Origin of the sequence: Sphingomonas faeni (assembly GCF_003053745.1) — a bacterium.
Taxonomy (GTDB): domain Bacteria; phylum Pseudomonadota; class Alphaproteobacteria; order Sphingomonadales; family Sphingomonadaceae; genus Sphingomonas; species Sphingomonas faeni.
This window is the reverse complement of the sequence record NZ_QAYE01000009.1, coordinates 17,196-42,545: the sequence shown is the minus strand read 5'-3', so window position 1 is coordinate 42,545 and position 25,350 is coordinate 17,196. Positions and strand designations below refer to the sequence as shown.

Sequence of the window (25,350 nt, the reverse complement as noted above, 5' to 3'; positions counted from 1 at the left end):
CCGGGGTGGTGACTATAACCGCCGGGGTGGTGTTGGAGGCGGACGTCATTTGCCCGTGAACACCGGTTTGCGCTTCTCCAGGAACGCGCGGCCGCCCTCCATCGAGTCCGCAGACCCGCGCGCATCGCGCTGGTTGGCTGCCTCGGCCTGCATCGCGGTTGCGTAATCCGTTTCGTACGCCGCGGTAATCGCCCGGCGCATCAGTCCGAGCGCGATCGTTGGCATCGCCGCCAGTCGCTCAGCTAAGGCGAACGCCTCGGCGTCCAGAGTGTCTTCCGCAACAATCTTGTGCACCATCCCCCAGTCGAGCGCCTTCGCCGCCGGGACGCGCTCGCCAAGCATCATCATCTCGGTCGCGCGGGCCTTGCCGATCAATCGCGGCAGCATCCACGACGCGCCGCCGTCCGGCACCAGCCCGATATTCACGAACGCCTGGAGAAAATACGCGTTCTCGCTCGCGACGCAGAAATCCGCAGCGAGCGCGAGGCTGCAGCCGATCCCCGCCGCCGGCCCGCGCACTGCGCTCACCACCGGCACCGACAGCTCGGCGATCGCCGTCATCGTCGGATTGTAACTACCGGTCAGCGCCGCGAACGTCGCCTCGCCCGGATTGTCGGAGCCGAGCGCCCCGCCCCCGACATCCGCACCCGAGCAGAACGCGCGGCCGGCACCTGAAATCAGTACCGCGCGCGCACCGTCCAGGTCGCCCAGCGCCGCGCGCAACTCCTCGAACATCGCCGGTGGTGCGGCGTTCAGCCGGTCGGGCCGGTTGAGCGTCAGTACCAGCACGTCGCCGCGCCGTTCGCTCAGGATATGCTCGTACGCGGCCATCAGATCTCTCCTAGTGCGCGCCGGTATCGCCCGGCGTCTCCATCAATTCGATTAGCATGCCGCCGAAATCCTTCGGGTGCACGAACACGATCGGCGTGCCATGCGCGCCGATCCGCGGCTCGCCCAGCACAGTCGCGCCCTTCGCATTCAGGTCGGCGACGGCCGCATGGATATCGGCCACCTCGAAGCAGACATGATGCTGCCCGCCGGCCGGGTTCTTGCGCAGGAAGCCGGCGATCGGCGAACTCTCGTCATACGGCTCGATCAGCTCGATCTGCGTGTTCGGCGCATCGATGAAGCATACCTTCACGCCCTGCGCAGGCAGATCGAACGGCTCGCCGATCGCGGTCGCACCGAGCAACAGGCGATACGTCTCGACCGACTTCGCGATCGACGGCGTCGCGACCCCGACATGGTTGAGGCGGCCCAGCGTCATTGTGCCGCCTTCGGCGGTGGCGGTGGTGTTGGAACCACGCCAAGCGTGTATCCGCACACGCCCAGCACCTGCCGGATCATCACATCGCTGGTCGGCGCGACGAAGTTGGCCTGCACCGCGAAGCTCGCGCCGTTGGTGGTCTCAACCCGCACCGTCTTCGACTTGACGAGGAACGTCGTCAGCTTCGTGATCGCCTCGGGGTCGGTGATGTACGTGCCAGTCCCCGGGAACTGCCAATTGTAATTGAATGCCGGCCCGCCATCGAAGCGCACCGCGACCGCCTTGTCCGGCCCCTGCCCGAGCGGCTGCGGCTGGATGAACTGGATCGACACGATGGGCTCGGACGCGACGTCGCACTTTACGACGAAGCGCGACAGACCGTCATTGCCTGTGACCGACGCCGAGATGCTGCGCACGCCCGCCGGATTGGTGCGATCGGCGAGCTTCCAGGCGGGCGCAGGCGCGGATACCGCGGCGGTCTGGAGCAGGAGAAGCGCGATCATTCCTCGATCCTCCGTTGCTGACGACCAGCGGCCATTGCCGCACCCTCGATCATGCCCTCGAGCCGGGAAACCCGATCACGGAGATCACCATGCGCACCGGCAAGACCAGCAAGTCGCCCGCCAAGCTGGGCGACGTCGCGATCGAGGCCGTCAAGCTGATCCTTCAGCGTCAGGATCGTCTTGAAAACGCCGAATGCTTTCTCACCCGCACTCACGGTCTTTCGCCCGCCAACACCGCATCCACCACAGCGCAGGTGCGCGCGATATTCTCACGCATCGACTGAATGGACATCTTCATGTCGTCGACCGCGGCTTCGATCTCCGGCGCCAGCAGCGCCAACGCTGCCTCCTCGTCCCGCGATGCCGGTGTAGTGATGTACCGCGTCGTGGCTTCGCGCACGACCCGGCCGACCGACATGCCACTATTCGCGGCATAGGCATCGAGCGCGGCCTTGTGATCGGGCGTAGTCAGAAACGTCACGCGTTCGGTCTGCATGTCACGACTCCTTTGCATGACATGCTAATATGCTTATCATCACCGAACAAGCATCGCTCACAACGGGATGTTATCATGCTTCTTCCACGGATTCTCCAGCGCCTTGCCGCGAAGTTTCCGTAGGCCGAGCGCGATGCGGCGTCGGGTCGAGTGGGGCTGGATCACTTCGTCGATGAAGCCCTTCGACGCGGCGACGAACGGGTTCGCGAACCGCGCCTCGTATTCCGCGGTGCGTTCGGCGATCTCCTCGGGCGTCTTGCCGCGGAAGATGATCTCGACCGCGCCCTTCGCGCCCATCACCGCGATCTCGGCGGTCGGCCACGCATAGTTGAGGTCGCCGCGCAGGTGCTTCGACGCCATCACGTCGTACGCGCCGCCGTAAGCTTTGCGCGTGATGACGGTGATCTTCGGCACGGTCGCCTCGGCATAGGCGAACAGGAGTTTCGCGCCGTGCTTGATGATGCCGTTATGCTCTTGGGCGGTGCCGGGCAGGAAGCCGGGGACGTCGACGAAGGTCACGATCGGGATCTCGAACGCATCGCAAAAGCGCACGAACCGCGCCGCCTTCTTCGAGCTGTTGATGTCGAGCACGCCGGCGAGGACCATCGGCTGGTTCGCGACGAAGCCGACCGTACGGCCTTCGATGCGGCCGAAACCGGTGATGATGTTGGCCGCATGCGCCAGCTGCGTCTCGAAGAAATCGCCTTCGTCGACGGTCTTCCGGATCAGCTCGTGCATGTCGTAGGGCTGGTTCGCCGACGCCGGGATCAGCGTGTCGAGGCTCTCCTCGATCCGGTCCCATTCGTCCGCGGTAGGACGCTCGGGCACGCCGTCACGGTTCGACGCGGGCAGGAAGTCGAAGAAATCGCGCGCGGCGAGCAACGCCTCGATGTCGTTCTCGAACGCGTTGTCGGCGACCGACGTCTTGGTCGTGTGAGTCACCGCGCCGCCGAGCGCTTCCTGCGTCACGACCTCGTTGGTCACCGTCTTGACCACGTCGGGGCCGGTGACGAACATATAGCTCGAATCCTTCACCATGAAGATGAAGTCGGTCATCGCGGGGGAATAGACCGCACCGCCTGCGCAGGGGCCCATGATCAGCGAGAGCTGTGGCACGACACCGCTGGCCAGCACGTTGCGCTGGAACACCTCGGCATAGCCGCCGAGCGAGGCGACGCCCTCCTGTATGCGCGCGCCGCCGCTGTCGTTGAGACCGATCACCGGCGCGCCGACCTTCATCGCGCTGTCCATCACCTTGCAGATCTTCTGCGCATGACGTTCGCTGAGCGACCCGCCGAACACCGTGAAGTCCTGGCTGAAGACGAACACGAGGCGTCCGTTGATCGTGCCCGAACCGGTGACCACCCCGTCGCCGGGGATCACCTGGTCCTGCATGCCGAAATCGACGCAGTTATGCTCGACATACATGTCGAGCTCCTCGAACGATCCCTCGTCCAGCAGCACGTCAAGGCGCTCCCTTGCGGTGAGCTTACCCTTGGCGTGCTGCGCTGCGATCCGCTTGAGGCCGCCGCCGACTCTGGCGGCTTCGCGGCGGCGTTCAAGCTCTTCGATCGTGGATGACATCGTCTCTCCGTCCTGCTGACTGCCTTCACAGAGCGGGATGCGATGCGCAAATGCAATGTTGCAAACTTGTGCGACAGATGTTTGCAAACTAGGCGAAGGGATGACCCTGCCCGCTCGTCGCCTCTTCGTCGGACACCGCCTGCGCGACCTGCGCCGCGTTCTTGGAATCAGCCAGGCGGCGATGGCCGCGCGGATCGGCCTGTCGGTGAGCTACCTCTCGCAGATCGAGAATGGCGACCGGCCAGTGACGGAGGGCGTGCTGATCACGCTGGCGCGCGAGTTTCCTGCTGACTGGGGCAGCATCGACGCGGCGGACGATACCGCGCTGCTGGTCGCGACGCTGGAGGCTGTTTCGGACACGAGCGTCGAGGCGCCCGCGCTCGACGAGACCGCAGTGCGGCGAGCGGTGAAGCACCAGCCATTGTTGGCGCAGCGGCTCGTCGCAATGCACGATGCGTATCGCCGCGCGCAGGAGCAGTTGCGGGCGCTGGACGATCGGCTGGTGGCGGGATCGGGGGCGCCGGGGTTGCTGCCGTGGGAAGACGTGCGCGACTGGTTTCACGCGGCGGGCAATTATGTCGATGCGCTCGATCGACGGGCGGAGGAGATTGGCGAGACGCTGGGGCCAGACCGGGTTGCGGCGCTGGAGGCTCGGCTGGCGGCGCGAGGCGTGTCGGTCGCGATCTCGGGTGCGCTTGCCGCACCGCTTCGCGATTACGACGGTGCGACACTGCAGCTCGATGGGTCGCAGCCGGGGGAGACTACCCTGTTCTCGCTCGCGCATCAGGTTGCGCGGCACGAGTTCGGCGACGTTATCGGCGGGATCGTCGCTGCGTCGGAGATGGCTTCGGAGACAGCGCGCGCACTGCTGACGGCGGGGCTGACCAACTACGCGGCCGGGGCGATCGTCATGCCCTATACCCGCTTCCGGACGGAGGCGCGCAGTGTCCGCCATGATATCGATCGGTTGCGGCGGATCTTCGGGACGAGTTTCGAGCAGACCTGCCACCGGCTCTCGACGTTGCAGCGACCGGGCGCGTTGGGCATCCCGTTCTTCTTCTGCCGGGTCGACATGGCCGGGAACATCACCAAGCGGCACTCCGCCACGCGCCTTCAGTTCGCGCGGTTCGGGGGGGCATGCCCTCTGTGGATCGTCCACGAGGCGGTGGCGATTCCCGACCGGATCCTGACGCAGTTGATCGAGACGACCGACGGCATCCGCTACGTCTCAATGGCGAAGGGGCTGGTGAAGCCATCCGAGACGTACACGCGACCGGCCCGGCGCTACGCCGTGGCGCTGGGGTGCGAGGAGGCGAACGCGTCAGAGTTCATCTATGCCGATGCGCTGGGGACCGGAGGCATCGCGACGCCGATCGGGTCTTCGTGCCGCATCTGCCTGCGCACCGACTGCGACCAGCGCGCGTTTCCGCCGGCCGCCAGCGAGATTCGGGTCGATCCCGACCGCCGCGGCGCAGTGCCGTACGAAGTGGTTTAGGCCCCCCCCCCTCTAAACTCGATCGAAGTACCACTTCGGTCGACGGACAAAAAAGGCCCGGTGTGTTTCCACACCGGGCTAAGGTTGTCCGCAGGAGGAACGTCGTGGGTGCGGGCTCGACTGGCCCGCTACCGATTCGTGTTGGCGATTAGTTGTAAGCGCGCTCGCCGTGTTCGCCGATGTCGAGACCCTCGTGCTCGACTTCCGGCGAGACCCGCAGACCGGTGACGGCCTTGGCGACGTAGATCGCGATCGTAGTGCCGACCGTGGCCCAGATGATCGTGACGATCACCGCCTGGAACTGCACGAAGAGCTTGGCGCCCATCGCATAGTCCGCAGCGCCGGGCCCGCCGAGCGACGGGGCGTAGACCACCGCGGTGCCGATCGCGCCGATCATGCCGCCGATGCCATGGATCCCGAAGGCGTCGAGCGAGTCGTCGTAGCCGAGCATCGGTTTGAGCTTCGACACTGCCATGAAGCAGACGAGCGAGGCGATCGCGCCGAGGACGATGGCGCCGAACGGGCCGGAGTTGCCCGCGGCTGGCGTTACGGCGACGAGGCCGGCGACGATGCCCGAGCAGAAGCCCAGTGCCGAACCCTTGTGACCCGAGAGCTTCTCGGCAAGCATCCAGAACAGCGCGGCGGACGCGGTGGCGACGAAGGTGTTGAGCATCGCGAGCGCGGCAGACCCGTTCGCCTCGAGTGCCGAGCCGGCGTTGAAGCCGAACCAGCCGACCCAGAGCAGCCCGGTGCCGATGCCGGTCATCACCAGCGAGTGCGGTGCCATTGGCTCCTTCGGGTAGCCGATACGCTTGCCGAGGATCAGGGCTGCTACCAGCGCCGAGACGCCGGCGTTGATGTGGACCACGGTACCGCCGGCGAAATCGAGTGCGCCTGCCTTGAAGAAATAGCCGCTTGATGCCCACACCATGTGCGCGATGGGGAAGTAGACGATGGTGAGCCAGACCAGGCCGAAGACCATCACTGCCGAGAACTTCATGCGCTCGACGACCGAGCCCAGGACCAGCGCGATGGTGATCGCGGCGAAGGTCATCTGGAAGCAGATGAAGACATATTCGGGGATCTCGACGCCGGCCGTGAAGGTCGCCGCCTGTGACGCGGGCGTGACGCCCTTCAGGAACGCCTTGTCGAAGCTGCCGATGAAGTTGCTGAGCAGCGGGTTGGTCACGTCGGGACCGAACGCCAGCGTGTAGCCCCACATCACCCAGATCAGCATCGCCAGCGCCGCGACGGCACCTATCTGAGTCATCGTCGACAACATGTTCTTCGACCGCGTAAGGCCGCCATAGAACAGCGCAAGGCCCGGCAGGATCATCATCAGGACGAGGATCGTCGAGGTCATCATCCAGGCGGTGTCGCCCTTGTTCACGGTCGCGACGACGGGCGCGACCACCGGTGCGGCTGCGGCCTGTGCCCAGGCGGGTGCGGCGGCGATCATCGTCGCGCCGAACCCTAGAGCCGCGATGGCGGCCTTCTTCAAATCATGCTTCATCTCGTCCCCCCTCAGAGCGCTGAATCGTCGGTTTCGCCGGTGCGGATCCGCACTGCCTGGCCGACGTCGAGCACGAAGATCTTGCCGTCACCGATCGCGCCGGTGTTCGCCGATGCCTGGATCGCCTCGACCACGCGGTCGGACAGGCTGGCGGCGCAGACCACCTCGATCTTGATCTTCGGCACCATGTTGGTGCTGTACTCGGCCCCCCGATAGATCTCGGTCTGGCCCTTCTGACGGCCGAACCCCTTGACCTCGGTGACCGTCATGCCCGCCACGCCGATCGTGGTGAGCGCTTCGCGCACCTCGTCGAGCTTGAACGGCTTGATGATGGCAATGACGAGTTTCATCGCGCCCCTTCCCCTTGTTACGGGGGGTGCCTCGCAATGTGCGTGCCAGTTGCGGTGTGGAGGGGTGGGGTGTGCTCGGGAAGCGGGCAGCGGGGGTTTTGGGGTTAAAACTTGTGCAGCGCGGTGCGGGTGCCTGATTAATAGGCAGGTCGCCCCTACCTGCTGTTCTCCCGCGAAAGCGGGAGGCCAGGGTTACGAACGATGCCGTTTGTGGTCCTGGCCCCCGCTTTCGCGGGGAAACGGTTAAAGCGTTGCGGTCTTCGAACTCAGTGCCGGAAGTGACGCATGCCGGTGAAGACCATCGCCAAGCCGGCTTCATCCGCCGCCGCAATCACGTCGGCATCGCGGATCGAGCCGCCGGGCTGGATCACCGCCGTCGCGCCAGCCTCCACTGCCGCGAGCAGGCCATCGGCGAAGGGGAAGAACGCGTCGGAAGCGACCGCCGAGCCGATCGTACGCGGGGTGGACCAGCCGGCCTTCTCCGCCGCGTCCTTCGCCTTCCACGCGGCGATGCGCGCGGATTCGAGGCGGTTCATCTGGCCGGCGCCGATTCCTGCGGTGCTGCCGTCCTTGGCGTAGACGATCGCGTTGGACTTGGTGTGCTTGGCGATGGTCCAGGCGAAGCGGCAGTCGATCAGCTCCTGCTCGGTCGGCTGGCGCTTGGTGACGACGGTCAGTTCGCCCGGCGTACCGTTGTCGCGGCCCTGGACGAGCCAGCCGCCGGCGATCGACTTCGCCGTCAAGCCGGGGCGGGCGGGATCGGGGAGCTCGCCCGTCAGCAGCAGGCGGAGGTTCTTCTTGGCGGCGAACAACGCGATCGCTTCCTCGTCGGCATCGGGGGCGACGACGACTTCGGTGAAGATGCCGGTTATCTGGCGCGCGGTCTCGGCGTCGAGCGTGCGGTTGACGGCGATGATCCCGCCGAACGCCGACACCGTGTCGCAGGCGAACGCCGCGGCATAGGCTTCGGCGAGGGTGGCGCCGGTGGCGACGCCGCAGGGGTTGGCGTGTTTAACGACAACTACGGAGGGGGCGGCGTCGCGGAATTCGGCGATCAGTTCGAGCGCGGCGTCGGCGTCGTTGAGGTTGTTGTAGCTAAGTGCCTTGCCCTGGAGCTGGCGGGCCTGACCGATGCCACGGACCAAACCGGTCGCGGTGTAGAAGGCGGCGGACTGGTGGGGGTTCTCGCCGTAGCGGAGGGTGTCGCCGCGCTTGAGCGTGATCGGTAGCGTGGCGGGAAATTCCTCGGCCTGGTCGACTGTGCCGAACCAGGTGGCGATGGCGGAGTCATAGGCTGCGGTGGTGGCGAAGGCCTTCGCGGCGAGTTTCTTGCGGTCTTCGAGCGTGGTGGTGCCGCCCGAGACGAGTGCGTAGTCGGCGGGGTCGGTGACGATCGCGACATAGGCGTGGTTCTTGGCGGCCGAGCGCACCATGCTGGGGCCGCCGATGTCGATGTTCTCGATCACGGTGTCGCGGTCGGCGCCCTTCGCGACGGTGGCCTCAAACGGGTAGAGGTTGACGATGACGAGGTCGATCGCGCCGATCTTGTGCTCGGCCATCGAGGCGGCATGGCCGGCGTCGTCGCGCACCGCGAGCAGGCCGCCATGGACCATCGGGTGGAGCGTCTTGACGCGGCCGTCCATCATTTCGGGGAAGCCGGTGAGTTCGCTGACGTCGCGGACGTCCAAGCCGGCGGCGCGGAGCGCGGTGGCGGTGCCGCCGGTCGAGACGAGTTCGACGCCGTGGCTGGCCAGCGCCTTGCCGAGATCGACGATCCCGGTCTTGTCGGAAACGGACAGGAGCGCGCGCTTGATCGGGATGCTGGTCATGAGGGTCTTTCGTCGGGGGTCGCCGTGCGGCGGTGCCTTAGCGTTGGTTGCCGCTGGGGAACAGGGGGCGTGCGGGTGACTCCCCGTCCACCATTTCCCGTCATCCTGACGAAAGTCAGGATCCAGAGCCACGAAGGTGGTCGTTTGGTATCCTGGGTCCTGACTTTCGTCAGGATGACGGAGGTGGGTTGGCTAGCGTGGGCCTTCGAAGTGCACGCCGGCAGACGTTGGGTCAGGCCTTTTTCAGCGCCCAGCTCACACTCGCGCCGCCGGCTGCCGCTTCGCCCGTGATCATCAGTTGCTGCGTCGCGACCGGGCGGCCGTCGGCGTCGATCCAGACGCTGTCCTCGACTACGAGCGCGCCGCCGCGGCAGCGGAATTGCCACAAGGGGCCACCGGGGAGGCGGAGGATCGCGCCGAGGCCATCTGCCGTGGGGGAGACCTGGACGCCTTCGCCGAGGTGGAAGCGGATCGCGAACAGCGACAGCCCCGCACGGCGTTTGCGGCCTTGCGGCAACAGCGCGTCCTCGCCGCGGAGTTCGCGGCCGTCGCCAGTGAGCATCAGCTGGCGGCGGTGGAGGAAGCCCCAGCGGCGGACATAGCCGTCGTGGCTCGCCTCGATCCGGCTGGCGGCGTCCGATTCCTGGCGGCTGAGCTCGACCTCAGCGACGCCGCGACCGAGCGTGCCGTCGGCGAGGATCGCGGTCGAGTTGCTGTCGGCGATCGTCAGCGTGGAATGGGCTGCGGTCGAGCGCAAACCCTCGACCATCGCGGGCGGGAGCTGCGCGATGCCCGCGCGCGCGCCGCCGCAGTTGACGACGATCCGCGCCGAGCCGTCGGAGAACTCGAACGCGAGCGTCGAGGCGCAGCCCCCTTCGACGAGGCGCGCGATCGGCGGCGGGGCGGCATCGACGATCAGCACTGCGGTGCCGGCAGCGAGGCGTTGATAGCCCCAGTCGCGCGCCTGCCGGAGCGGACGCGTGCGGACGCCGCTCGCTTCGATGACTGCGGCGACCTGCGTTTCGCTGGCCGGACCGCCACCCTGCCAGCTCGACAGGCCGCGGTCGGCGTGCGCTACGCCGAGCAAGGCCGCGACCATTCTAGAGAGCGTGACCGCGACCGTCTCGGGGAGTACGGCGCTCCGGGCCGCGTAGCTTTCCTGGAGCAGGGTTAGCAGCTGGATCGAATCGAGCAGCATCGCCGGGCTGCGCGAGACCGAACCGCCATCGTCGAACAGGCCGGTGCCGAGCGCGCGGAGTAGGCCAGCCTCGCCGAACGCCTGCCTTGGCTCGCCGCCGGGGATGAGCAGCCCGGCCGCGACGACTCCGCACCAAGCGGCGATGCGGGGGGCACCGGCGGGGGCCTTGTCAGCATTGCGATCGAGGTGGAGTGCGCCCTTGGCGAGCGCGTTGAGCACCTTCGAACGGTAGATCTGGTCGGAGGACGACAGGATCAGCGGCGCATGCGCGGTCCAGGCGAGGATGCGGCGGCCCCACATGTCGGGGCGCCATGCGATGCCGCCTTGGGTGTCGGCATGCGCGGTCAGCCACAGGCCCATGAGGTACTCGGCGATCGGCGCGCCCCGCGCGCGGGTCGCTACGGTCGACAGGTCGCGTAGCCACGCGAAACTGTGGAGGTATTCGGCGAACGGTTTGGGCAGCGGCTTCGAAAGGTCGAGCGTCTCGATGTCGCGCGCTTCGCCGCGGAACGAGAGGACGCCCTCCAGCAGCATCGTGCCGCGCGGGATGTCGCCGAGGATGGGATCCTCGGGGACCGCGATCAGCTTCAGCGGGTAGCGGCCCTTGAGGCGGAGCGTGTGGAGCGGGGTGCGCCACGTCAGGCGGTGGAAGCGCTCGGCCAGCCGATCGGCGAGCGACAGCCCCTTGTCGTCGCCGAGACGGATCAGGCGGCGGCCTTCGTCGATCCCGTCGGGGGCGGGATCGGTCACGGGAACGCCTGTCAGATTCGGGGCTTCGTTCACCCCCGCAACGCAGCGATGTTGGCGGCGTAGTGGTCGGGGCCGCCGCGGAAGACCGAAGTGCCGGCGACCAGCGCGTCGGCGCCGGCCTCGATGCAGCGTTTCGCCCACTCGGCATCGACGCCGCCATCGACTTCGAGATCGATCGCGCGGCCGCTCTTTTCGATCATGGTGCGGATCGCGGAGATTTTCTTGAGCTGGCTCGGGATGAAGCTCTGGCCACCGAAGCCGGGGTTGACGCTCATCACGAGGACGAGGTCGACCATGTCCATGAGGTAGTCGAGCATCTTCGCCGGCGTGCCGGGGCAGATGACGACGCCCGCGCGCTTGCCGAGGCCCTTGATATGCTGGAGCGAGCGGTGGATGTGCGGACCGGCCTCGTAATGCACGGTGATGCAGTCGGCGCCGGCCTCCGCGAACGCGTCGAGATACGCGTCGACGGGGGAGATCATCAGGTGGACGTCGAACGGCTTGGTGGTGACGCCGCGGACCGACTTCATGACCGCGGGGCCGAACGAGATGTTGGGGACGAAATGGCCGTCCATCACGTCGATGTGGATCCAGTCGGCGCCTGCCGCGTCGATGGCGCGGACTTCCTCGCCGAGCTTGGAGAAATCGGCGGAGAGGATCGAGGGGGCGATGCGGACGGGTTGCATGGATTTGTCCTAGCGCGGGACCGGTGCGCTGTACCAGCCCCTCGTGTTTTCCTGCGGAGGCAGGAATCCAGGGTTACGAGCGGCCCGCTGAGCAATCCTGGGCCCCCGCTTTCGCGGGGGAACAAGTACCTGCGTGCTCTTGCTTAGCTGCGCTTCAATCTTGCGATGAAGAAGCCGTCGCAGCCGCCTTGGTCGGCGAGCATGCCAGGAAGCGTACGGATCGTGCCGGTTTCCGTTGGCGTGATACCGGCGGGGAGTTCGGACTGCTCTACCGGGGCGATCGTGTAGTCGCTCCGCGCGGACAGGAACGCCTCGAGTTGCGCTTCGCCTTCGGAAGGTTCGAGCGAGCAGGTGGCGTAGACGAGCGTGCCGCCGGGCTTCACCCAGTCCGCGGCCCTCGCGAAGATCCGCGCCTGCAACGCTGCGGTCTCGGCGATGATCGAGGGGCGGACGCGGTGGAGGACGTCGGGGTGGCGGCGGAAGATGCCTGTCGCGCTGCACGGCGCATCGATCAGGATCGCGTCGGCGGGTTCGCTCGGCGCCCATTCTAGGATGTCGGCGTTGACGACTTCGGCCTTCAGATGCGTGCGGTACAGATTCTCGCGCAGGCGCTTGATGCGGCTCTGCGAATTGTCGACCGAGGTGACGGTCCAGCCGGCGCTCGCGAGTTGCAGCGTCTTGCCGCCGGGGGCTGCGCAGAGATCGAGGACATGCCCTTCACCCTTGCCGAGCAACCGCGCGGGGAGCGAGGCGGCGATGTCCTGCACCCACCACGCGCCGTCGCCGAACCCTGCCATGTCGGGGACGGAGTCATGGTCACCGAGGCGCAAATGCCCGGGCATGAAACTTTCGCCGCCGAGTTTCTCGCGCCAGCCTTCAGTCTCGGACGGGTCGGCGATCGTCAGGTCGAGCGGCGGCACCTGCGCGATCGCGCGGCCGGCGGCGTCGACCATCTCCTCGCCCCAGGCGGCTTCCCAGCGCAGTTCGACGGGGGCCGGCAGCGTCGGCACTTCGGGCAGCAGCATGTTGGCGCGGAACAGCGTGCCGAACACGCCGTGGACGAGCTTGCGCGGACCGCCGTCGACCAAGGGCAACACGGTCGAGATCGCGGCGTGCGAGGGCGTGCCGAGGACCAGCACCTGGACCAGCGCGATGCGGAGCGCCATGCGCGCCTTGGCATCGTCGGGCAGGTTGGTCTTGGTCACCGAATCGATCATCGCGTCGAGATCGGGCAGGCGACGAAGCGTCTCGGCGGCGATCGCGTGGGCGAGACCGCGGTCGGGGCCATGGATCGCGCGGGTTGCTGCCGGCAAGGCGGATTCGAGCGACTCGCCGCGGCGCAGGACGGCGTCGAGCAGGCGGAGTGCTGCACGACGGGTCGGGACGCCGAGCGGCTCGGGGGCGTGGGTATAGTCGGGCATATCAAGGTCCTTCGCGTTCGGTTTGTCGCGCGGCTGTTATGGCAAAGCGGCGCGACAGGGCCCATGTGGCGGTTACGACGCCAACACGCAAATCCGGAGAGCAGCGATGGGCCAGCGCCCCGATCATCTGAAACCGCCAGAATACCTTGCGAAGAATACGCCGGTGCCGAAACCCGAGGCGATCGTGCCGGACAAGGACCCCGAGCCGCGCGATCCTACGCGCTATGGCGACTGGGAGTTGAAGGGCATGGCGATCGATTTCTGAGGGTCGATCGCCCGAGAGACGTCAGTCTTTAAGGTCGGTTTTCGGGAAGAAATGCTCGACGACGCTGTTCGCCAGCCGCGACGGGCGCAGCGTCTCGGCATCGAGACAGCACCAGCTCGACTTCACCTCGGCGAGCACGTCTTCGCCGCGCTTGATGATCGTCTCGTAGAACGCGCGCGCGCCCTGAACCTTCTCGAGCAACACCGTCGCAATGACGTCGTCGTCGAGGAACGCGGGTTTACGGTACGTGATCTCGTGCTTCAGCGCGACCCAAAGGTGCCCCGCCACCGCCTCGGCGGGCGCCAAGCGCTGCCAATGGTCGATCACTGCGGCCTGTACCCACTTCAGATAGTTCGCGTTGTTGACGTGACCCATGAAGTCGATGTCGGCCGGCTCGATGCCGATGGCGTAGGTATGGGGGAGCGCTGTGGACACGCCATCCATATAGCATGCGAACCTGAACATAGCGATGACGGCGGCGCTTCGATACCGACAATAAACGCTATTCCGGATGCCCCGCGCTCGCCCTAGCATCCAACCTGCGCCCGCCTCTTGTGTTGCCCAAATACAACACCATCTTTTGGCCAACACCGAACCAATCCCACAGGAATTCGTCATGAACATCGACAAATTCACCGACCGCGCGAAGGGCTTCCTGCAATCCGCGCAGACCGTCGCGATCCGCATGAACCACCAGCGGATCGCCCCCGAGCATCTGTTGAAAGCGCTGCTGGAAGACGACCAGGGCATGGCCGCCGGGCTGATCGCGGCGGCGGGTGGCGACGCCAAGCGCGCGACGTCCGAGACCGATCTCGCGCTCGCGAAGATCCCGGTCGTGTCGGGCTCGGGCGCGCAGACCACGCCGGGGATCGACAACGACGCGGTGCGCGTGCTGGACCAGGCCGAGCAGATCGCGAGCAAGGCCGGCGACAGCTTCGTCACCGTCGAGCGGCTGCTGGTCGCGCTCGCGCTGTCGCTAAACACCGCGGCGGGCAAGGCCTTGAAGGCTGGCGGCGTGACGCCCGAGGGGCTGAACACCGCGATCAACGGCCTGCGCCAAGGCCGCACCGCCGACACCGCGGGCGCCGAGGATCGTTATGATGCGCTCAAGAAGTTCGCGCGCGACCTCACCCAGGCGGCGCGCGACGGCAAGCTCGACCCCGTCATCGGCCGCGACGAGGAGATCCGTCGCACCATCCAGATCCTCGCGCGCCGCACGAAGAACAACCCTGCGCTGATCGGCGAACCCGGCGTCGGCAAGACCGCTATCGCGGAAGGGCTAGCCCTTCGCATCGCCAATGGCGACGTGCCGGATACGCTGAAGGACCGCCGGCTGATGTCGCTCGACCTCGGCTCGCTGATCGCGGGTGCCAAATATCGCGGTGAGTTCGAGGAGCGGCTAAAGGGCGTGCTCGACGAGGTGAAGGCCGCCGAGGGCGACATCATCCTGTTCATCGACGAGATGCACCAGCTGATCGGCGCGGGCAAATCCGAAGGCGCGATGGACGCGGGCAACCTGCTCAAGCCGGCGTTGGCGCGCGGCGAGCTGCACTGCGTCGGCGCGACCACGCTCGACGAGTACCGCAAATACGTCGAGAAGGACCCGGCGTTGCAGCGGCGGTTCCAGCCGGTGATGGTCGGCGAACCGACCGTCGAGGACACCATCTCGATCTTGCGTGGGCTGAAGGAGAAGTACGAACTCCACCACGGCGTACGGATCACCGACGGCGCGATCGTCGCCGCGTCGACGCTGTCGAACCGCTACATCACCGATCGCTTCCTGCCCGACAAAGCCATTGATCTGATGGACGAGGCTGCCTCGCGGATTCGCATGGAGGTCGAATCGAAGCCCGAGGCGATCGAAAATCTCGACCGGCGGATCATCCAGCTCAAGATCGAACGCGAGGCGTTGAAGCGCGAGACCGACGATGCGTCGGTCGACCGGCTCGACACGCTGGAGGGCGAACTCGTCAACCTGGAGGAGCAATCCGCCGAGCTGACGACGCGCTGGAAGGGCGAGAAGGACAAAATTAATGCCGAGGCACGGCTGAAGGAACAGCTCGACGCCGCACGGCTCGAGCTGGAGCAGGCGCAGCGCTCGGGCGATCTCGCCAAGGCGGGCGAGCTGTCCTACGGGACGATTCCGGGATTGCAGCGCCAGCTCGACGAGGCGGCGGGGGCGACCAAGGGCGCGATGCTGCGCGAGGAAGTGACCGCGGACGATATCGCCGGCGTGGTCAGCCGCTGGACCGGCATCCCGGTCGAGCGGATGTTGCAGGGCGAGCGCGACAAGCTGCTTGCGATGGAGGCTACGATCGGCAAGCGCGTGATCGGCCAGGCGCATGCGGTAAAGGCGGTCTCGACCGCGGTCCGGCGTGCGCGCGCGGGGTTGCAGGATCCGAACCGGCCGCTGGGCTCGTTCCTGTTCCTCGGGCCGACCGGCGTCGGCAAGACCGAGCTGACCAAGGCGCTGGCGGAATTCCTGTTCGACGATCCGTCAGCGATGGTCCGCATCGACATGAGCGAGTTCATGGAGAAGCACGCCGTCGCGCGGCTGATTGGCGCGCCTCCGGGCTATGTCGGTTACGAGGAGGGCGGCGTGCTGACCGAGGCGGTGCGCAGGCGGCCGTATCAGGTGATCCTGTTCGACGAGGTCGAGAAGGCACACGGCGACGTGTTCAACGTGCTGTTGCAGGTGCTCGACGACGGGCGTCTGACCGACGGTCAGGGCCGCACGGTGGATTTCAGCAACACGCTGATCATCCTTACGTCGAACCTCGGCAGCCAGTATCTCGCGAACATGGCGGAGGGCGACGACGTATCGTCGGTCGAGCCGCAGGTGATGGAGATCGTCCGGTCGCACTTCCGCCCGGAGTTCCTCAACCGGCTCGACGAGGTGATCCTGTTCCACCGCCTCGGCCAGTCGCACATGGCGCCGATCGTCGATATTCAGGTGTCGCGCGTCGACAAGCTGCTCGCCGACCGCAAGATCATCCTCGATCTGACCGACGCGGCGCGCGCGTGGCTCGGGCGGGTTGGGTATGATCCGGTGTACGGCGCGCGGCCGTTGAAGCGTGCGGTCCAGCGCTATCTGCAGGACCCGCTCGCCGACATGATCCTGCGCGGCGAGGTAAAGGATGGCTCGACGGTGAAGGTCGACGAAGGTGACGGGAAGCTGGTGCTCCAGGTCGCCTGAACGTCATCTCCGAACAAAAAAAGGGGCGGCAGATCGATGATCTGCCGCCCCTTTTTCTTGGTCCCGTAGGATCGATTACATGTCGATGGTCAGACCAACGAACAGGTAGCGACCGATAGCTTCGTAGATGCCAGGGTAGGTGTTGCCGTTGCCGAACGAACCGATCGGCGAAGCCGTCGCGCTGAGGATCGGCGGCGTCTTGTCGAGGATGTTGTTGACACCCATGCGGTAGGTGAACTTGTCCGCGACCCGCACCGTTGCGGCGAGATCGAAGTAGTTCTGTGCCTTCACGCGAGCGTCGTTGACGAAGAACGGAGCCGCAAGATCGGCATCGCTGCTGGTACGCTCGAACTTGGTGGCCGACAGATAGCGCCAGTTACCCGACAGACCGATGCCGTTCGGCGTGGTCAACGAGATACGAGCCTGGTGACGCCACTTGGACATCGGGTAGCCGCACTGTGCGCCGTACAGGCCCGCGCAGTCGAACTTCGCGCCGGCCTTGTCCGACGTGAACTTGTCGACGTACGTGCCGTTGAACGAAAGCCCGATCGTGCCGATGCTGTCCGAACGGTAGGTATACCCGGCCGACGTCTCGATGCCCTGAGTCAAGAGTGACCCAGCGTTGACGTTGGTATCAATGATGTAACCGCTCGTACCCTGGAACAGCGTACCGTTGGTACCGCGCTTGATCAGGCTGCAGAGCGCCTGATCACCGGTCGCAAGGCACTGTGCAATGGTCGTATCCGCGCCGATGACGCCAATCCGATCCTTCAGCTTGATCCGGAAACCATCGACCGACAGGTTGAAGCCCGGCAGGAACGAAGGACGCAGGATCACGCCAGCGGTGAACGTGTCGGCCTTTTCGGGCTTCAGGTTCGGGTTGCCGCCCAGCAGGCCGTTATACTGCTCGGACTCGTTTGGCTGAACCAGACCGAACTGGTTTGCCGCGACACCGGTGAGCGCACATTGTGCAGCCGTATTGCCATTGACGAGACCATTGACGCGCGGACCAGCGCAAGGATCGGTTGCACCGTCGATCTGCACCGACTGGGTTGCGAACAGTTCCTGCGTATTCGGAGCACGGACCGCGCGGTTATAGCCGCCGCGGAAGCGGATATCGGAGATCGGCGCCCAGACGATCTCGCCCTTGTACGAGTTCGCCGAACCCGCCGTGCTGTAGCTCGAATAGCGGTAGCCGCCATTGACCGTCAGTTCATTGAAGAACGGGCGATCGCTGACGAGCGGAACCTGAAGTTCGCCGAACACTTCTTTCACGTCGTAGCTGCCACGGATCGGCAACGTCGCGCCGCCCTGGCCGGCGAGATCGCCGCTCAGGAAGGCATTGTCGACTTCGAGAACGAGCGACTCCTTGCGATATTCGCCACCAACGTTCAGCGCGATGCCTTCGCTGGCGAACGGCGACTGGACGCCATATTCACCGCCCTTGAAGGTCATCGACGCGTTGACGACCTTTTCCTTGTTCTCGCCCGACTGGAAGCCTGGGGTCTGGACATAACCCAGTGCCGCCGGGGTGATGCCCGCGGAACCGAAGATGTTGAGCGGGACGCAGTTCGGATCGGTGCCGTCGACGACCGAGCGGCAAACCGCCTGGCCAAGCGTGGCCGAACCCGGACGTGTGTCGGTGATCGCGTCGAGTGCGCGGGTCGTGCGCGAAACCGAGAACTCGTTGCGATACACCTGGTTGAACACGGTGCTGCCGAACTGGCCGTACGCTTCGTACGAGATGCCCTTGTCGATGTCGCCGCGTGCACCCGCAACGAAGCGATACTGGGTGTGACGGAGATCGGCCTGACGACCGCCGCCCTCGACGTTGCGACGACCGATCTGGACGCTCGCCTGCTGATACTGAGTACCATCGGGGTTCGTCAGGTTGATGACGTTGCCGTTCGCATCCCGAACCAGATTGGTGTCGCGGAAGAAGGTCGCCCGCTGAGCCGCCGACAGGAACGGATTGTTGCTGTTCAGAACCGTGGTGTTGCTGAAATTACCCGATGGCGCGATCTGGGCGGTCGAGCGATCGTCCATGAACATGAATTCGGCGTAAGGCTTGAACGCCTTGCTGACTTCATAATTGGCGAGGAAGCCAGCCGTGTAGCGCTTGTCGGGACGCTGGTAGTAGTTCAGCGGGTTGGCATTGTAGAGCGTACGCCCCGCCACGAGCTGACCTGCGGAGTTCAGCGTGTAACCGGTCGGCGGACCGCCCTCTCTCGCATCGCCCAGCGTGAAGTTGGCCGGAAACGCGGTTGGCGATCCACCGCAGACATAGTCATTACCGCCGGCGCCCGGGGTGTTCAGGCCGCACGAGCTGTAATCGCGCGAACCCTGCAGGATCGCGCCGATCTTGCGGTAGCCGCCGTAGCCGACGACATGGCCGCGACCGTCGCTGGTGCCGGCACCGACCTTGAAGTTGATGTCGAACTGCGTGCCGTCGAACGCTTGGCCGCTCGGGGCGGGGTTGCCGCTCGCCGCCGACAGTGCCTGGAAGCGCTCACTGCGGTTGTTGTGGTTGTAGATACCGCCCGAGGTATCGACGCTGAAACCTTCGTAATCGGTGTCGAGCACGAAGTTGACGACGCCGCCGATGGCGTCCGAACCATAGACCGAACCCGCGCCGCCGGTGAGCACGTCGACGCGCTTCAACAGCGAGGCCGGGATCATGTTGACGTCGGCAGCGGCGCTGGCCGTGCTGCTCGACGACGGGTTGCCCGGCATCAGGCGGCGGCCGTTGACCAGCACCAGCGTGCGCGATTCACCGAGGTTGCGAAGGTTGATCGTCGCGGTACCGGTCGAACCGTTCGATACCGACGAGGTCTGCGTCGCGAACGACGACGGCAGGCTGTTGAGTACGTCCTCGATACGCGTCGCGCCGCGCAGCTTGATGTCTGCAGCATTGACGACCGTTATCGGGCTCGCCGACGTCAAGTTCGGGTTCGAGATGCGCGAACCGGTGACGACGATATCGCCGCCGCCCGCGGTGCCGGCGGCTGCGGGATCCTGGCTAGGCGTGTTGGAGATCGCCGGCGTGGTCGATGCTGCACCGTCGTCACTCGTCGTGCCCTGCGGTGCGGGTGCTGGGGTGGTCTGCGCGTAGACCGGCAATGCAGTCACGGCGCCCGCGATCATCGTCGACGCGAGCAGGCAGTCTCGAAACATATGGTTTCGCATGGTGGTCTATCCCTTTAATATCAGCGAACGTTTCCGGCCGATACGATCTATTGTGCGGTCGCCCGACCGCAGCTGGCGGCGATTTCGCAAGTCAGAGCTGCCTTGTCCAAAAGAAAAGTACAGGATCGCTGCCACTCGTCGCATTACGACAGTTATGTTACCCAATGGCCACAATTTCGGGACGATGCCGTAACGGAATGCTGCATGTGATGGACTTGCCGCTCCGGCCGGCGCTGCCTATTCCGACGCTTCTCGCTAACGATGTAGGACGCTCATGCGGATCACGATTTTGGCAATTTCAAGCTTGATGATCATGGCGCTGCATCCGGCGGCCGCGGCATCCAAGCCGCGCAAGGCGGAGCGGTCCCCGCTGCTGGTTGCCGTTACGCAATGCCGCACCGTGACCGAGCCACTGGCGCGGCTGGCCTGCTTCGATCACTCAGTGGCGGCGCTGGATACCGCGGAGGCCGATCAAGCGGTCGTCGTCATCGACCAGCAACAGGTTCGCGAAACGCGCCGAAATCTGTTCGGGATCACGCTGCCCGATACCGGCTTGTTCGGCAACGGCAACGACCTGCCGCAGATCGAGACGACTCTCGCCGGCGCGTCGGTAGACGGCGCTGGCCGATGGAGTTTCCAATTGGCCGATGGCGCGCGATGGATCCAGACGGATGATTACACAATCGCGCGGCGTCCACGGGCAAACGATAAAGTCGTCATCAAGCGCGGAGCCTTGGGGAGTTTTAGGCTGAGCGTGGGCGGCCAGCCAAGTGTGAAGGCGAAGCGCCTGAACTGAGCGCTCGTCACCTACGGACGCATCACACCCGCCACCAGCATTGGGTCGAGCTTGGCGTCGTTCCAGCGCAATGCCCAGTGGAGGTGGGGACCGGTGGCGCGGCCGGTCATGCCGACGGCGCCGATCGGTTGACCTTGGCGGACGTGATCGCCGGGTTTCGCGTCGATGCGGGATAGGTGCAGGAAGGCGCTGTTGAGGCCCATGCCGTGGTCGAGCATCAAGAGGTTGCCCTCCAGCGTGAAGGGGTGATCCGCAGCGAGGATTACGACGCCGTCGGCGGGAGCGGTGACGATCGTGCCGGTTGGCTTGGCGATGTCGGTGCCTGAATGATAGCTACCGGGTTCGCCTTTGTAGACGCGTTGCGATCCGAACAGGCCGGAGATGCGACCGGTAGCGGGCCATGCGAAGGACTGCCGCCAGCCTTGCGCGTCGGTATTGCGCGCGCGGGCGGCGACGATCTGCGCGAGTTCGGGCGGGCGGAGCTTGGCGAAGACCGGGTCGGGCGCGGGGAATTTCGGGAGGGTGTTCAGGCGCTCGACCCGCCATGCGCGCGGCGCGATCGCGAGACTTTGCGTGACTCTTCGACCGTCGGCGAGTGTTGCGACGAGCGATGCTTGCGGCGCTGCATCGCGGTCGAATCCGGCAACGAAGCGGCCGTCGGGGGAGAGCGCGACCGGCTTGTCGTCGAGCATGAGCGTGCGGGTATCGGTGGGCGCGGTGCCGAGGATCAGCCCGCCCTGGCTGAGCGTGCCGGTCCAGCGGAAGGCGGACTGGGACGCGGTATTCGAGAGCGGTGCTTGCTGGGCGGCGGCACCGGATGCAGCCAGCAAGACGAGCACCGCCGCGCGGATCATCGTGGCGCCATCGCTTCGCTGGCGGCGGCGGCGGTGGCGTAGGCTTCCTGGCGCGCGACGCTCCAATAGCGCAGGTCTTCGAGCGCGATGCGGTGGCCGGTGGCGGCGCAGGCGACGTGGTCGCCGGGGCTGAGCACGCGGAAACCGTTGGCCATATAGTGCAGGCGTGCGGCGCGGTCGGAGTTGGACATCAGCATTGCGGGTCTTCTTTTATAGCAAGGTGGGCTGGCGTGGCGGCGCGTCGGGCGCTGGCTTTGCCTTGGGGGCAGCATAGGTTTTGGCGGCGGGGCGCTCAAGGCCGGTGTCCGTTACCGCGTCTACCACGCCATCGCGGAAGTGGAGGGTGAGTGTTCCTGCGTCACGCGCCGACTTGGCGGAGGCGAGCGTTTCGCCACCGGGACGCGCGGTGACGCGGGCATAGCCGCGGTCGAGGATCGCGTCGGGGTTGAGCGACTGGACCAGGCGCCACGTCGCATCGAGCTGCGCGCGCTTGGCTTCGAGTTTGCGCTCCAACGTTGCCGGACGCAGGGCGGCGCCCGAGCGATCGAGACTGCCGCGCGCAAGGGTCAGCCGCCGCTCGAGCCCGCGGTCCAGCCGTTGGCCGAAATCGTCTGCGCGCTGGCGTTGCGGCCCGAGTAACTGGTCGCGCTTCGGCAGCAGGCGCGCCAGCGCATCGAGCCGCTCGCGACCGCGCTCGACATGACGCCGCGCACAGCGCTCGGTACGGTTGCGGTGACTGTCGATCGTCAGTCGCAGGTCGGCGAGCACCGGCACCGCGATTTCGGCCGCGGCGGTCGGCGTCGGCGCGCGCAGGTCGGCGGCGAAATCGCACAAGGTGGTATCGGTCTCGTGCCCCACGGCGGAGATGATCGGGATCGTGCAGGCGGCGACTGCGCGGACTACGACCTCCTCGTTGAATGACCAGAGATCCTCGACCGAGCCACCGCCGCGCGCGACGATCACGAGGTCTGGGCGCGGCACCGGGCCGCCGGGCTGAATCGCGTCGAATCCGCGGACCGCGGCGGCGATCTCCGCGGCGGAACCCTCGCCCTGCACCTTGACCGGCCAGACGATGACGTGGGTCGGGCAGCGATCCTCGAGCCGGTGGAGGATGTCGCGGATTACCGCGCCGGTGCCAGAGGTGACGACGCCGATCACCTTCGGCATGAACGGCAGCCGCTTTTTCCGCGTGCCGTCGAAGAGCCCCTCGCCCGCGAGCTTGGCCTTCAGTTTCTCCAGCAGCGCCATCAGCGCGCCGGCGCCCGCCAGCTCCATCCGTTCGATGACGATCTGGTATTTCGAGCGGCCGGGATAGGTGGTGAGCTTGCCGGTCGCGATCACCTCGATGCCGTCCTGCGGGACGAAGGCGAGGCTCGACGCGTTGCCCTTCCAGATGACGCCGTCGATCACCGCCTGGTCGTCCTTGAGCGACATATAGCAATGCCCGGAAGCGACACGCTTCCATCCCGAGATCTCGCCGCGCAGCCTGACATGGCCGAATTCGCCCTCGACCATCCGCTTCAGCTTGAAGGCGAGTTCGCCGACCGACATGGCGAGTGCGTTGTCGCCGGCGACCGGCTCGGCTACCAGCCGCCCCATGTCGCTGGACACATCATCGGAAAAGGGATCGGGCATGAACGTCCTGCTGCTGGGCTCGGGGGGGCGCGAACATGCGCTCGCGTGGAAGCTGGTGCAATCTCGCGGCCTCGATACGCTGTATGCCGCGCCGGGCAACCCCGGGATCGCGCGCGTTGCGACGCTCGTGCCGCTCGATGCGACGGATCACGCCGCCGTCGTCGCGTTCGTGCGCGAGCATGACGTCGGGCTGGTGGTGATCGGGCCCGAGGCGCCGTTGGTCGATGGGCTGGCGGACACGTGCCGCGCGGCGGACATCCCCGTGTTCGGACCGTCGAAGGCGGCAGCGCAGCTGGAGGGGTCGAAGGGCTTCACCAAGGACCTGTGCCTGCGTGCCGGCATCCCGACTGCGGGCTATGTCCGCGTGAAGAGCCGCGAAGAGGCGGATATCGCCCTCGTCCGCACCTTCTCGCTGCCGGTGGTCATTAAGGCGGACGGGCTCGCGGCAGGAAAAGGCGTCGTCATCGCGTTCAGCGCGGCCGAGGCCGATGCCGCGCTCGACGCGCTGTTCGCGGACGGGGAAGCCGAGGCGGTGATAGAGGAATTCCTGGAGGGCGAGGAGGCGAGCCTCTTCGTGCTGACCGACGGCGTGTCGCTGATGCCGTTCGGCTCCGCGCAGGATCACAAGCGCGTTGGCGAAGGCGATACCGGGCCGAACACCGGCGGTATGGGCGCGTACAGCCCTGCGCTCGTGCTGACGCCGGCGCTGGAGAAGCGCGCGATCGACGAGATCGTCGCGCCGACCGTCGCTACGATGGCGGCGGAAGGCATGCCGTTCTCGGGCGTGTTGTACGCGGGGCTGATGCTGACGCCGCAAGGACCAAAGCTGATCGAGTACAATGCTCGGTTCGGCGATCCCGAGACGCAGGTGCTGATGATGCGGTTCCAGGGCGACCTGCTGGCGACGATGCTGGCGACCGCAGAGGGGCGGCTCGGCGAGATGCCCGCGGCGCAGTTCAGCGACGAGACCGCGTTGGCGGTGGTGATGGCGGCGGAGGGGTATCCGGGGACCCCCAAGGCCGGCGGATCAATCGTCGGACTGGATTCCGCGCGGGCTGCGGGCGGCACGGTGTTCCACGCAGGCACGCGGCTTGAGGACGGAGGGCTGGTCGCATCGGGCGGACGCGTACTGGCAGTGACGGCGACCGGCGACACCGTCGCGACGGCGCAGGCGAACGCGTATCGCGCGGTCGAGGCGATCGACTTTGCGGAGGGCTTCTACCGCCGCGATATCGGCTGGCGCGAGATCGCGCGCGGGTGATGCACGCCTGATCCTCCCCCGCCAGGGGGAGGTGGCTGGCGCTTGCCAGACAGAGAGGGAGGAAAGGGCAACCTCTGTTCCGTGTCCTCCCCCTCCGTCACCTTCGGTGCCACCTCCCCCTGACGGGGGAGGATCAGACAAGTCCGCCTGGCCAATTAGGTCTCGCCGCCCTTCGCGGGTGACGCTACGGTATGGGAATGAACGAAACTTCCGCGACCTCCGCCTCGGGCCTGAGCCTGCTGCCCGACGGCATCGCCACGCTGACGGCGATCCACTTCACGATCATCGCCGTGGTGGCGATCCTGGTCGTGATCGGCCTGATCTGGGGCATTCGGGCCAAGCGTAGCCGCACCAAGGCCGTGCACGACGTGATCGCCAACGCGGAGGAGGCTGGCGTTCCGCCCGAGCCGGTCTCGGCAAAGCCTGTTCAGGAGCGCAAGACGGAGCAATCGCAAGCGCAAACGCAAAGCGCGCCCGTTCCCATCGCTCCGCCGCCCGCTTCGCCACAGCCTGCCCCGCCCCGGCCTGAACCGACCCGGCCGGAGCAGACCCGGCCTTTACCGCCCGTAAGCGGTGCCCCCGAACAAGCGCCGGTTTCGCGCGATAACGACGTGGTGGAAACGCCCGATCGTCTGGCCGACGAACCGATCGCCGCTGCGTCGCCCTTGGTGGCGAGTCCGGCGACCGAAACTGCCGCTCTCGCACCCGCAGCGCCGCCTGCAGACGCTCCAATCGCACCGGCAGCACCGGCGCCGTCCTATGCGGACGGGCCCGTCACGCAGTTGAAAGGGCTGGGGCCGAAGGTTGCCGCACAGCTAGGCGCGCTCGGCGTTTCGACAGTGGGCGAGATGGCAGCGCTGTCGGACAGCGAGGCGCAGCGCATCGACGCGCAGCTTGGCAACTTTACCGGGCGGATGGGTCGCGATCGCTGGATCGAGCAGGCGCGGTTGCTGGCGGCTGGCGACAAGGCCGGCTTCGAGGCAGTGTTCGGCAAGCTCTGAGCTACGCCTTCGCTCCAGACGGATCGGGACGGGGCATCGCGCGATCGGTTAACCTCGATCCGCA

At 66.3% G+C, this 25,350-nt stretch carries 23 protein-coding genes; 6 read left to right on the top strand and 17 right to left on the bottom strand.

Features of this window, described 5'->3' with window-relative positions:
* Nucleotides 1-45 precede the first annotated feature (45 nt).
* Genes C8J25_RS16045 through C8J25_RS16020 form a run of 6 tightly spaced genes read right to left on the bottom strand, consistent with a single transcriptional unit; the run spans nucleotide 46 to nucleotide 3,850 of the window.
* Entirely contained in the window at nucleotides 46-831 is a 786-nt protein-coding gene (locus C8J25_RS16045) for an enoyl-CoA hydratase-related protein (protein WP_107955406.1), read from the bottom strand.
* A gap of 10 nt (nucleotides 832-841) precedes the next feature.
* Nucleotides 842-1,267: a methylmalonyl-CoA epimerase gene (mce, locus tag C8J25_RS16040; protein ID WP_107955405.1), complete on the bottom strand. Its 426-nt coding sequence runs from the start codon at nucleotides 1,265-1,267 to the stop codon at nucleotides 842-844.
* Nucleotides 1,264-1,770 carry a hypothetical protein gene (locus tag C8J25_RS16035; RefSeq protein WP_107955404.1) on the bottom strand — a complete coding sequence of 169 codons (507 nt, stop codon included), beginning with the start codon at nucleotides 1,768-1,770 and terminating at the stop codon, nucleotides 1,264-1,266. Before C8J25_RS16035 ends, mce begins: the two co-directional genes overlap by 4 nt.
* On the bottom strand, nucleotides 1,767-1,985 hold the full coding sequence (locus C8J25_RS16030; RefSeq protein WP_093400484.1) for a hypothetical protein: 219 nt from the start codon (nucleotides 1,983-1,985) through the stop codon (nucleotides 1,767-1,769). Before C8J25_RS16030 ends, C8J25_RS16035 begins: the two co-directional genes overlap by 4 nt.
* A complete protein-coding gene (locus tag C8J25_RS16025; RefSeq protein WP_107955403.1) occupies nucleotides 1,982-2,266 on the bottom strand; it encodes a hypothetical protein in 285 nt (94 codons plus the stop codon). Before C8J25_RS16025 ends, C8J25_RS16030 begins: the two co-directional genes overlap by 4 nt.
* 57 nt (nucleotides 2,267-2,323) lie before the next feature.
* Complete coding sequence (locus tag C8J25_RS16020; RefSeq protein ID WP_107955402.1) at nucleotides 2,324-3,850, bottom strand: acyl-CoA carboxylase subunit beta; 1,527 nt, start codon at nucleotides 3,848-3,850, stop codon at nucleotides 2,324-2,326.
* A 100-nt stretch (nucleotides 3,851-3,950) separates the two neighbouring features.
* Here C8J25_RS16020 and C8J25_RS16015 point away from each other — a divergent pair, with 100 nt between their 5' ends.
* A complete protein-coding gene (locus C8J25_RS16015) occupies nucleotides 3,951-5,345 on the top strand; it encodes a helix-turn-helix domain-containing protein (RefSeq protein ID WP_107955401.1) in 1,395 nt (464 codons plus the stop codon).
* Between the two features lie 148 nt (nucleotides 5,346-5,493).
* Here C8J25_RS16015 and C8J25_RS16010 read toward each other — a convergent pair whose 3' ends face one another.
* The 6 genes from C8J25_RS16010 to C8J25_RS15985 form a co-directional block, all read right to left on the bottom strand.
* The gene (locus tag C8J25_RS16010; RefSeq protein WP_107955400.1) at nucleotides 5,494-6,858 is read right to left on the bottom strand and encodes an ammonium transporter; all 1,365 of its coding nucleotides are present in this window, start codon (nucleotides 6,856-6,858) and stop codon (nucleotides 5,494-5,496) included.
* 11 nt (nucleotides 6,859-6,869) lie between these two features.
* On the bottom strand, nucleotides 6,870-7,208 hold the full coding sequence (locus C8J25_RS16005; protein ID WP_056053652.1) for a P-II family nitrogen regulator: 339 nt from the start codon (nucleotides 7,206-7,208) through the stop codon (nucleotides 6,870-6,872).
* A gap of 266 nt (nucleotides 7,209-7,474) precedes the next feature.
* Nucleotides 7,475-9,037, bottom strand: a complete 1,563-nt coding sequence (gene purH / locus C8J25_RS16000) for a bifunctional phosphoribosylaminoimidazolecarboxamide formyltransferase/IMP cyclohydrolase (RefSeq protein ID WP_107955399.1) — start codon at nucleotides 9,035-9,037, stop codon at nucleotides 7,475-7,477.
* A gap of 232 nt (nucleotides 9,038-9,269) precedes the next feature.
* On the bottom strand, nucleotides 9,270-10,985 hold the full coding sequence (locus C8J25_RS15995) for a heparinase II/III family protein (RefSeq protein WP_107955558.1): 1,716 nt from the start codon (nucleotides 10,983-10,985) through the stop codon (nucleotides 9,270-9,272).
* Between the two features lie 29 nt (nucleotides 10,986-11,014).
* Complete coding sequence (gene rpe / locus C8J25_RS15990; protein WP_107955398.1) at nucleotides 11,015-11,671, bottom strand: ribulose-phosphate 3-epimerase; 657 nt, start codon at nucleotides 11,669-11,671, stop codon at nucleotides 11,015-11,017.
* Nucleotides 11,672-11,814: 143 nt separating this feature from the next.
* Nucleotides 11,815-13,092 (bottom strand): RsmB/NOP family class I SAM-dependent RNA methyltransferase, encoded by a 1,278-nt coding sequence (locus C8J25_RS15985; protein WP_107955397.1) that lies wholly within the window; start codon nucleotides 13,090-13,092, stop codon nucleotides 11,815-11,817.
* A 106-nt stretch (nucleotides 13,093-13,198) separates the two neighbouring features.
* On the opposite strand from C8J25_RS15985, the gene C8J25_RS15980 reads away from it, so the two are divergent.
* Nucleotides 13,199-13,357 (top strand): DUF1674 domain-containing protein, encoded by a 159-nt coding sequence (locus C8J25_RS15980; protein WP_082441494.1) that lies wholly within the window; start codon nucleotides 13,199-13,201, stop codon nucleotides 13,355-13,357.
* A gap of 21 nt (nucleotides 13,358-13,378) precedes the next feature.
* Here C8J25_RS15980 and C8J25_RS15975 read toward each other — a convergent pair whose 3' ends face one another.
* Complete coding sequence (locus C8J25_RS15975) at nucleotides 13,379-13,792, bottom strand: acyl-CoA thioesterase (RefSeq protein WP_107955557.1); 414 nt, start codon at nucleotides 13,790-13,792, stop codon at nucleotides 13,379-13,381.
* Between the two features lie 181 nt (nucleotides 13,793-13,973).
* On the opposite strand from C8J25_RS15975, the gene clpB reads away from it, so the two are divergent.
* Nucleotides 13,974-16,553, top strand: a complete 2,580-nt coding sequence (gene clpB, locus C8J25_RS15970) for an ATP-dependent chaperone ClpB (protein WP_107955396.1) — start codon at nucleotides 13,974-13,976, stop codon at nucleotides 16,551-16,553.
* 75 nt (nucleotides 16,554-16,628) lie between these two features.
* On the opposite strand, the gene C8J25_RS15965 is transcribed toward clpB, so the two are convergent.
* The gene (locus C8J25_RS15965; RefSeq protein ID WP_107955395.1) at nucleotides 16,629-19,739 is read right to left on the bottom strand and encodes a TonB-dependent receptor domain-containing protein; all 3,111 of its coding nucleotides are present in this window, start codon (nucleotides 19,737-19,739) and stop codon (nucleotides 16,629-16,631) included.
* Between the two features lie 274 nt (nucleotides 19,740-20,013).
* Here C8J25_RS15965 and C8J25_RS15960 point away from each other — a divergent pair, with 274 nt between their 5' ends.
* Nucleotides 20,014-20,535, top strand: a complete 522-nt coding sequence (locus tag C8J25_RS15960) for a hypothetical protein (protein ID WP_107955394.1) — start codon at nucleotides 20,014-20,016, stop codon at nucleotides 20,533-20,535.
* 11 nt (nucleotides 20,536-20,546) lie between these two features.
* Here the strand turns inward: C8J25_RS15960 and C8J25_RS15955 are convergent, their stop codons facing one another.
* The 3 genes from C8J25_RS15955 to xseA are packed head-to-tail and all read right to left on the bottom strand — an operon-like array spanning nucleotide 20,547 to nucleotide 23,024.
* Nucleotides 20,547-21,389, bottom strand: a complete 843-nt coding sequence (locus C8J25_RS15955; RefSeq protein WP_107955393.1) for a M23 family metallopeptidase — start codon at nucleotides 21,387-21,389, stop codon at nucleotides 20,547-20,549.
* Nucleotides 21,386-21,586 carry a DUF2093 domain-containing protein gene (locus C8J25_RS15950; RefSeq protein WP_055881745.1) on the bottom strand — a complete coding sequence of 67 codons (201 nt, stop codon included), beginning with the start codon at nucleotides 21,584-21,586 and terminating at the stop codon, nucleotides 21,386-21,388. Before C8J25_RS15950 ends, C8J25_RS15955 begins: the two co-directional genes overlap by 4 nt.
* Before the next feature lie 13 nt (nucleotides 21,587-21,599).
* On the bottom strand, nucleotides 21,600-23,024 hold the full coding sequence (gene xseA / locus C8J25_RS15945; RefSeq protein ID WP_107955392.1) for an exodeoxyribonuclease VII large subunit: 1,425 nt from the start codon (nucleotides 23,022-23,024) through the stop codon (nucleotides 21,600-21,602).
* Here xseA and purD point away from each other — a divergent pair.
* Nucleotides 23,023-24,285: a phosphoribosylamine--glycine ligase gene (gene purD, locus C8J25_RS15940; RefSeq protein ID WP_107955391.1), complete on the top strand. Its 1,263-nt coding sequence runs from the start codon at nucleotides 23,023-23,025 to the stop codon at nucleotides 24,283-24,285. The two genes, xseA and purD, sit on opposite strands and share 2 nt — an antisense overlap.
* Before the next feature lie 197 nt (nucleotides 24,286-24,482).
* A complete protein-coding gene (locus C8J25_RS15930; protein ID WP_107955389.1) occupies nucleotides 24,483-25,286 on the top strand; it encodes a hypothetical protein in 804 nt (267 codons plus the stop codon).
* The last annotated feature ends 64 nt before the right edge of the window (nucleotides 25,287-25,350 follow it).

Coding starts and splice junctions, on each gene's coding strand:
- purH (WP_107955399.1), bottom strand. CDS start 9,037: ATGACCAGCATCCCGATCAAGCGCGCGCTCCTGTCCGTTTCCGACAAG.
- rpe (WP_107955398.1), bottom strand. CDS start 11,671: ATGCAACCCGTCCGCATCGCCCCCTCGATCCTCTCCGCCGATTTCTCC.
- C8J25_RS15960 (WP_107955394.1), top strand. CDS start 20,014: ATGCGGATCACGATTTTGGCAATTTCAAGCTTGATGATCATGGCGCTG.
- C8J25_RS16015 (WP_107955401.1), top strand. CDS start 3,951: ATGACCCTGCCCGCTCGTCGCCTCTTCGTCGGACACCGCCTGCGCGAC.
- C8J25_RS15965 (WP_107955395.1), bottom strand. CDS start 19,739: ATGCGAAACCATATGTTTCGAGACTGCCTGCTCGCGTCGACGATGATC.
- C8J25_RS16005 (WP_056053652.1), bottom strand. CDS start 7,208: ATGAAACTCGTCATTGCCATCATCAAGCCGTTCAAGCTCGACGAGGTG.
- C8J25_RS16045 (WP_107955406.1), bottom strand. CDS start 831: ATGGCCGCGTACGAGCATATCCTGAGCGAACGGCGCGGCGACGTGCTG.
- C8J25_RS15950 (WP_055881745.1), bottom strand. CDS start 21,586: ATGCTGATGTCCAACTCCGACCGCGCCGCACGCCTGCACTATATGGCC.
- C8J25_RS16035 (WP_107955404.1), bottom strand. CDS start 1,770: ATGATCGCGCTTCTCCTGCTCCAGACCGCCGCGGTATCCGCGCCTGCG.
- purD (WP_107955391.1), top strand. CDS start 23,023: ATGAACGTCCTGCTGCTGGGCTCGGGGGGGCGCGAACATGCGCTCGCG.
- C8J25_RS15985 (WP_107955397.1), bottom strand. CDS start 13,092: ATGCCCGACTATACCCACGCCCCCGAGCCGCTCGGCGTCCCGACCCGT.
- C8J25_RS15955 (WP_107955393.1), bottom strand. CDS start 21,389: ATGATCCGCGCGGCGGTGCTCGTCTTGCTGGCTGCATCCGGTGCCGCC.
- clpB (WP_107955396.1), top strand. CDS start 13,974: ATGAACATCGACAAATTCACCGACCGCGCGAAGGGCTTCCTGCAATCC.
- C8J25_RS16020 (WP_107955402.1), bottom strand. CDS start 3,850: ATGTCATCCACGATCGAAGAGCTTGAACGCCGCCGCGAAGCCGCCAGA.
- C8J25_RS15980 (WP_082441494.1), top strand. CDS start 13,199: ATGGGCCAGCGCCCCGATCATCTGAAACCGCCAGAATACCTTGCGAAG.
- C8J25_RS16010 (WP_107955400.1), bottom strand. CDS start 6,858: ATGAAGCATGATTTGAAGAAGGCCGCCATCGCGGCTCTAGGGTTCGGC.
- C8J25_RS16025 (WP_107955403.1), bottom strand. CDS start 2,266: ATGCAGACCGAACGCGTGACGTTTCTGACTACGCCCGATCACAAGGCC.
- mce (WP_107955405.1), bottom strand. CDS start 1,267: ATGACGCTGGGCCGCCTCAACCATGTCGGGGTCGCGACGCCGTCGATC.
- xseA (WP_107955392.1), bottom strand. CDS start 23,024: ATGCCCGATCCCTTTTCCGATGATGTGTCCAGCGACATGGGGCGGCTG.
- C8J25_RS15930 (WP_107955389.1), top strand. CDS start 24,483: ATGAACGAAACTTCCGCGACCTCCGCCTCGGGCCTGAGCCTGCTGCCC.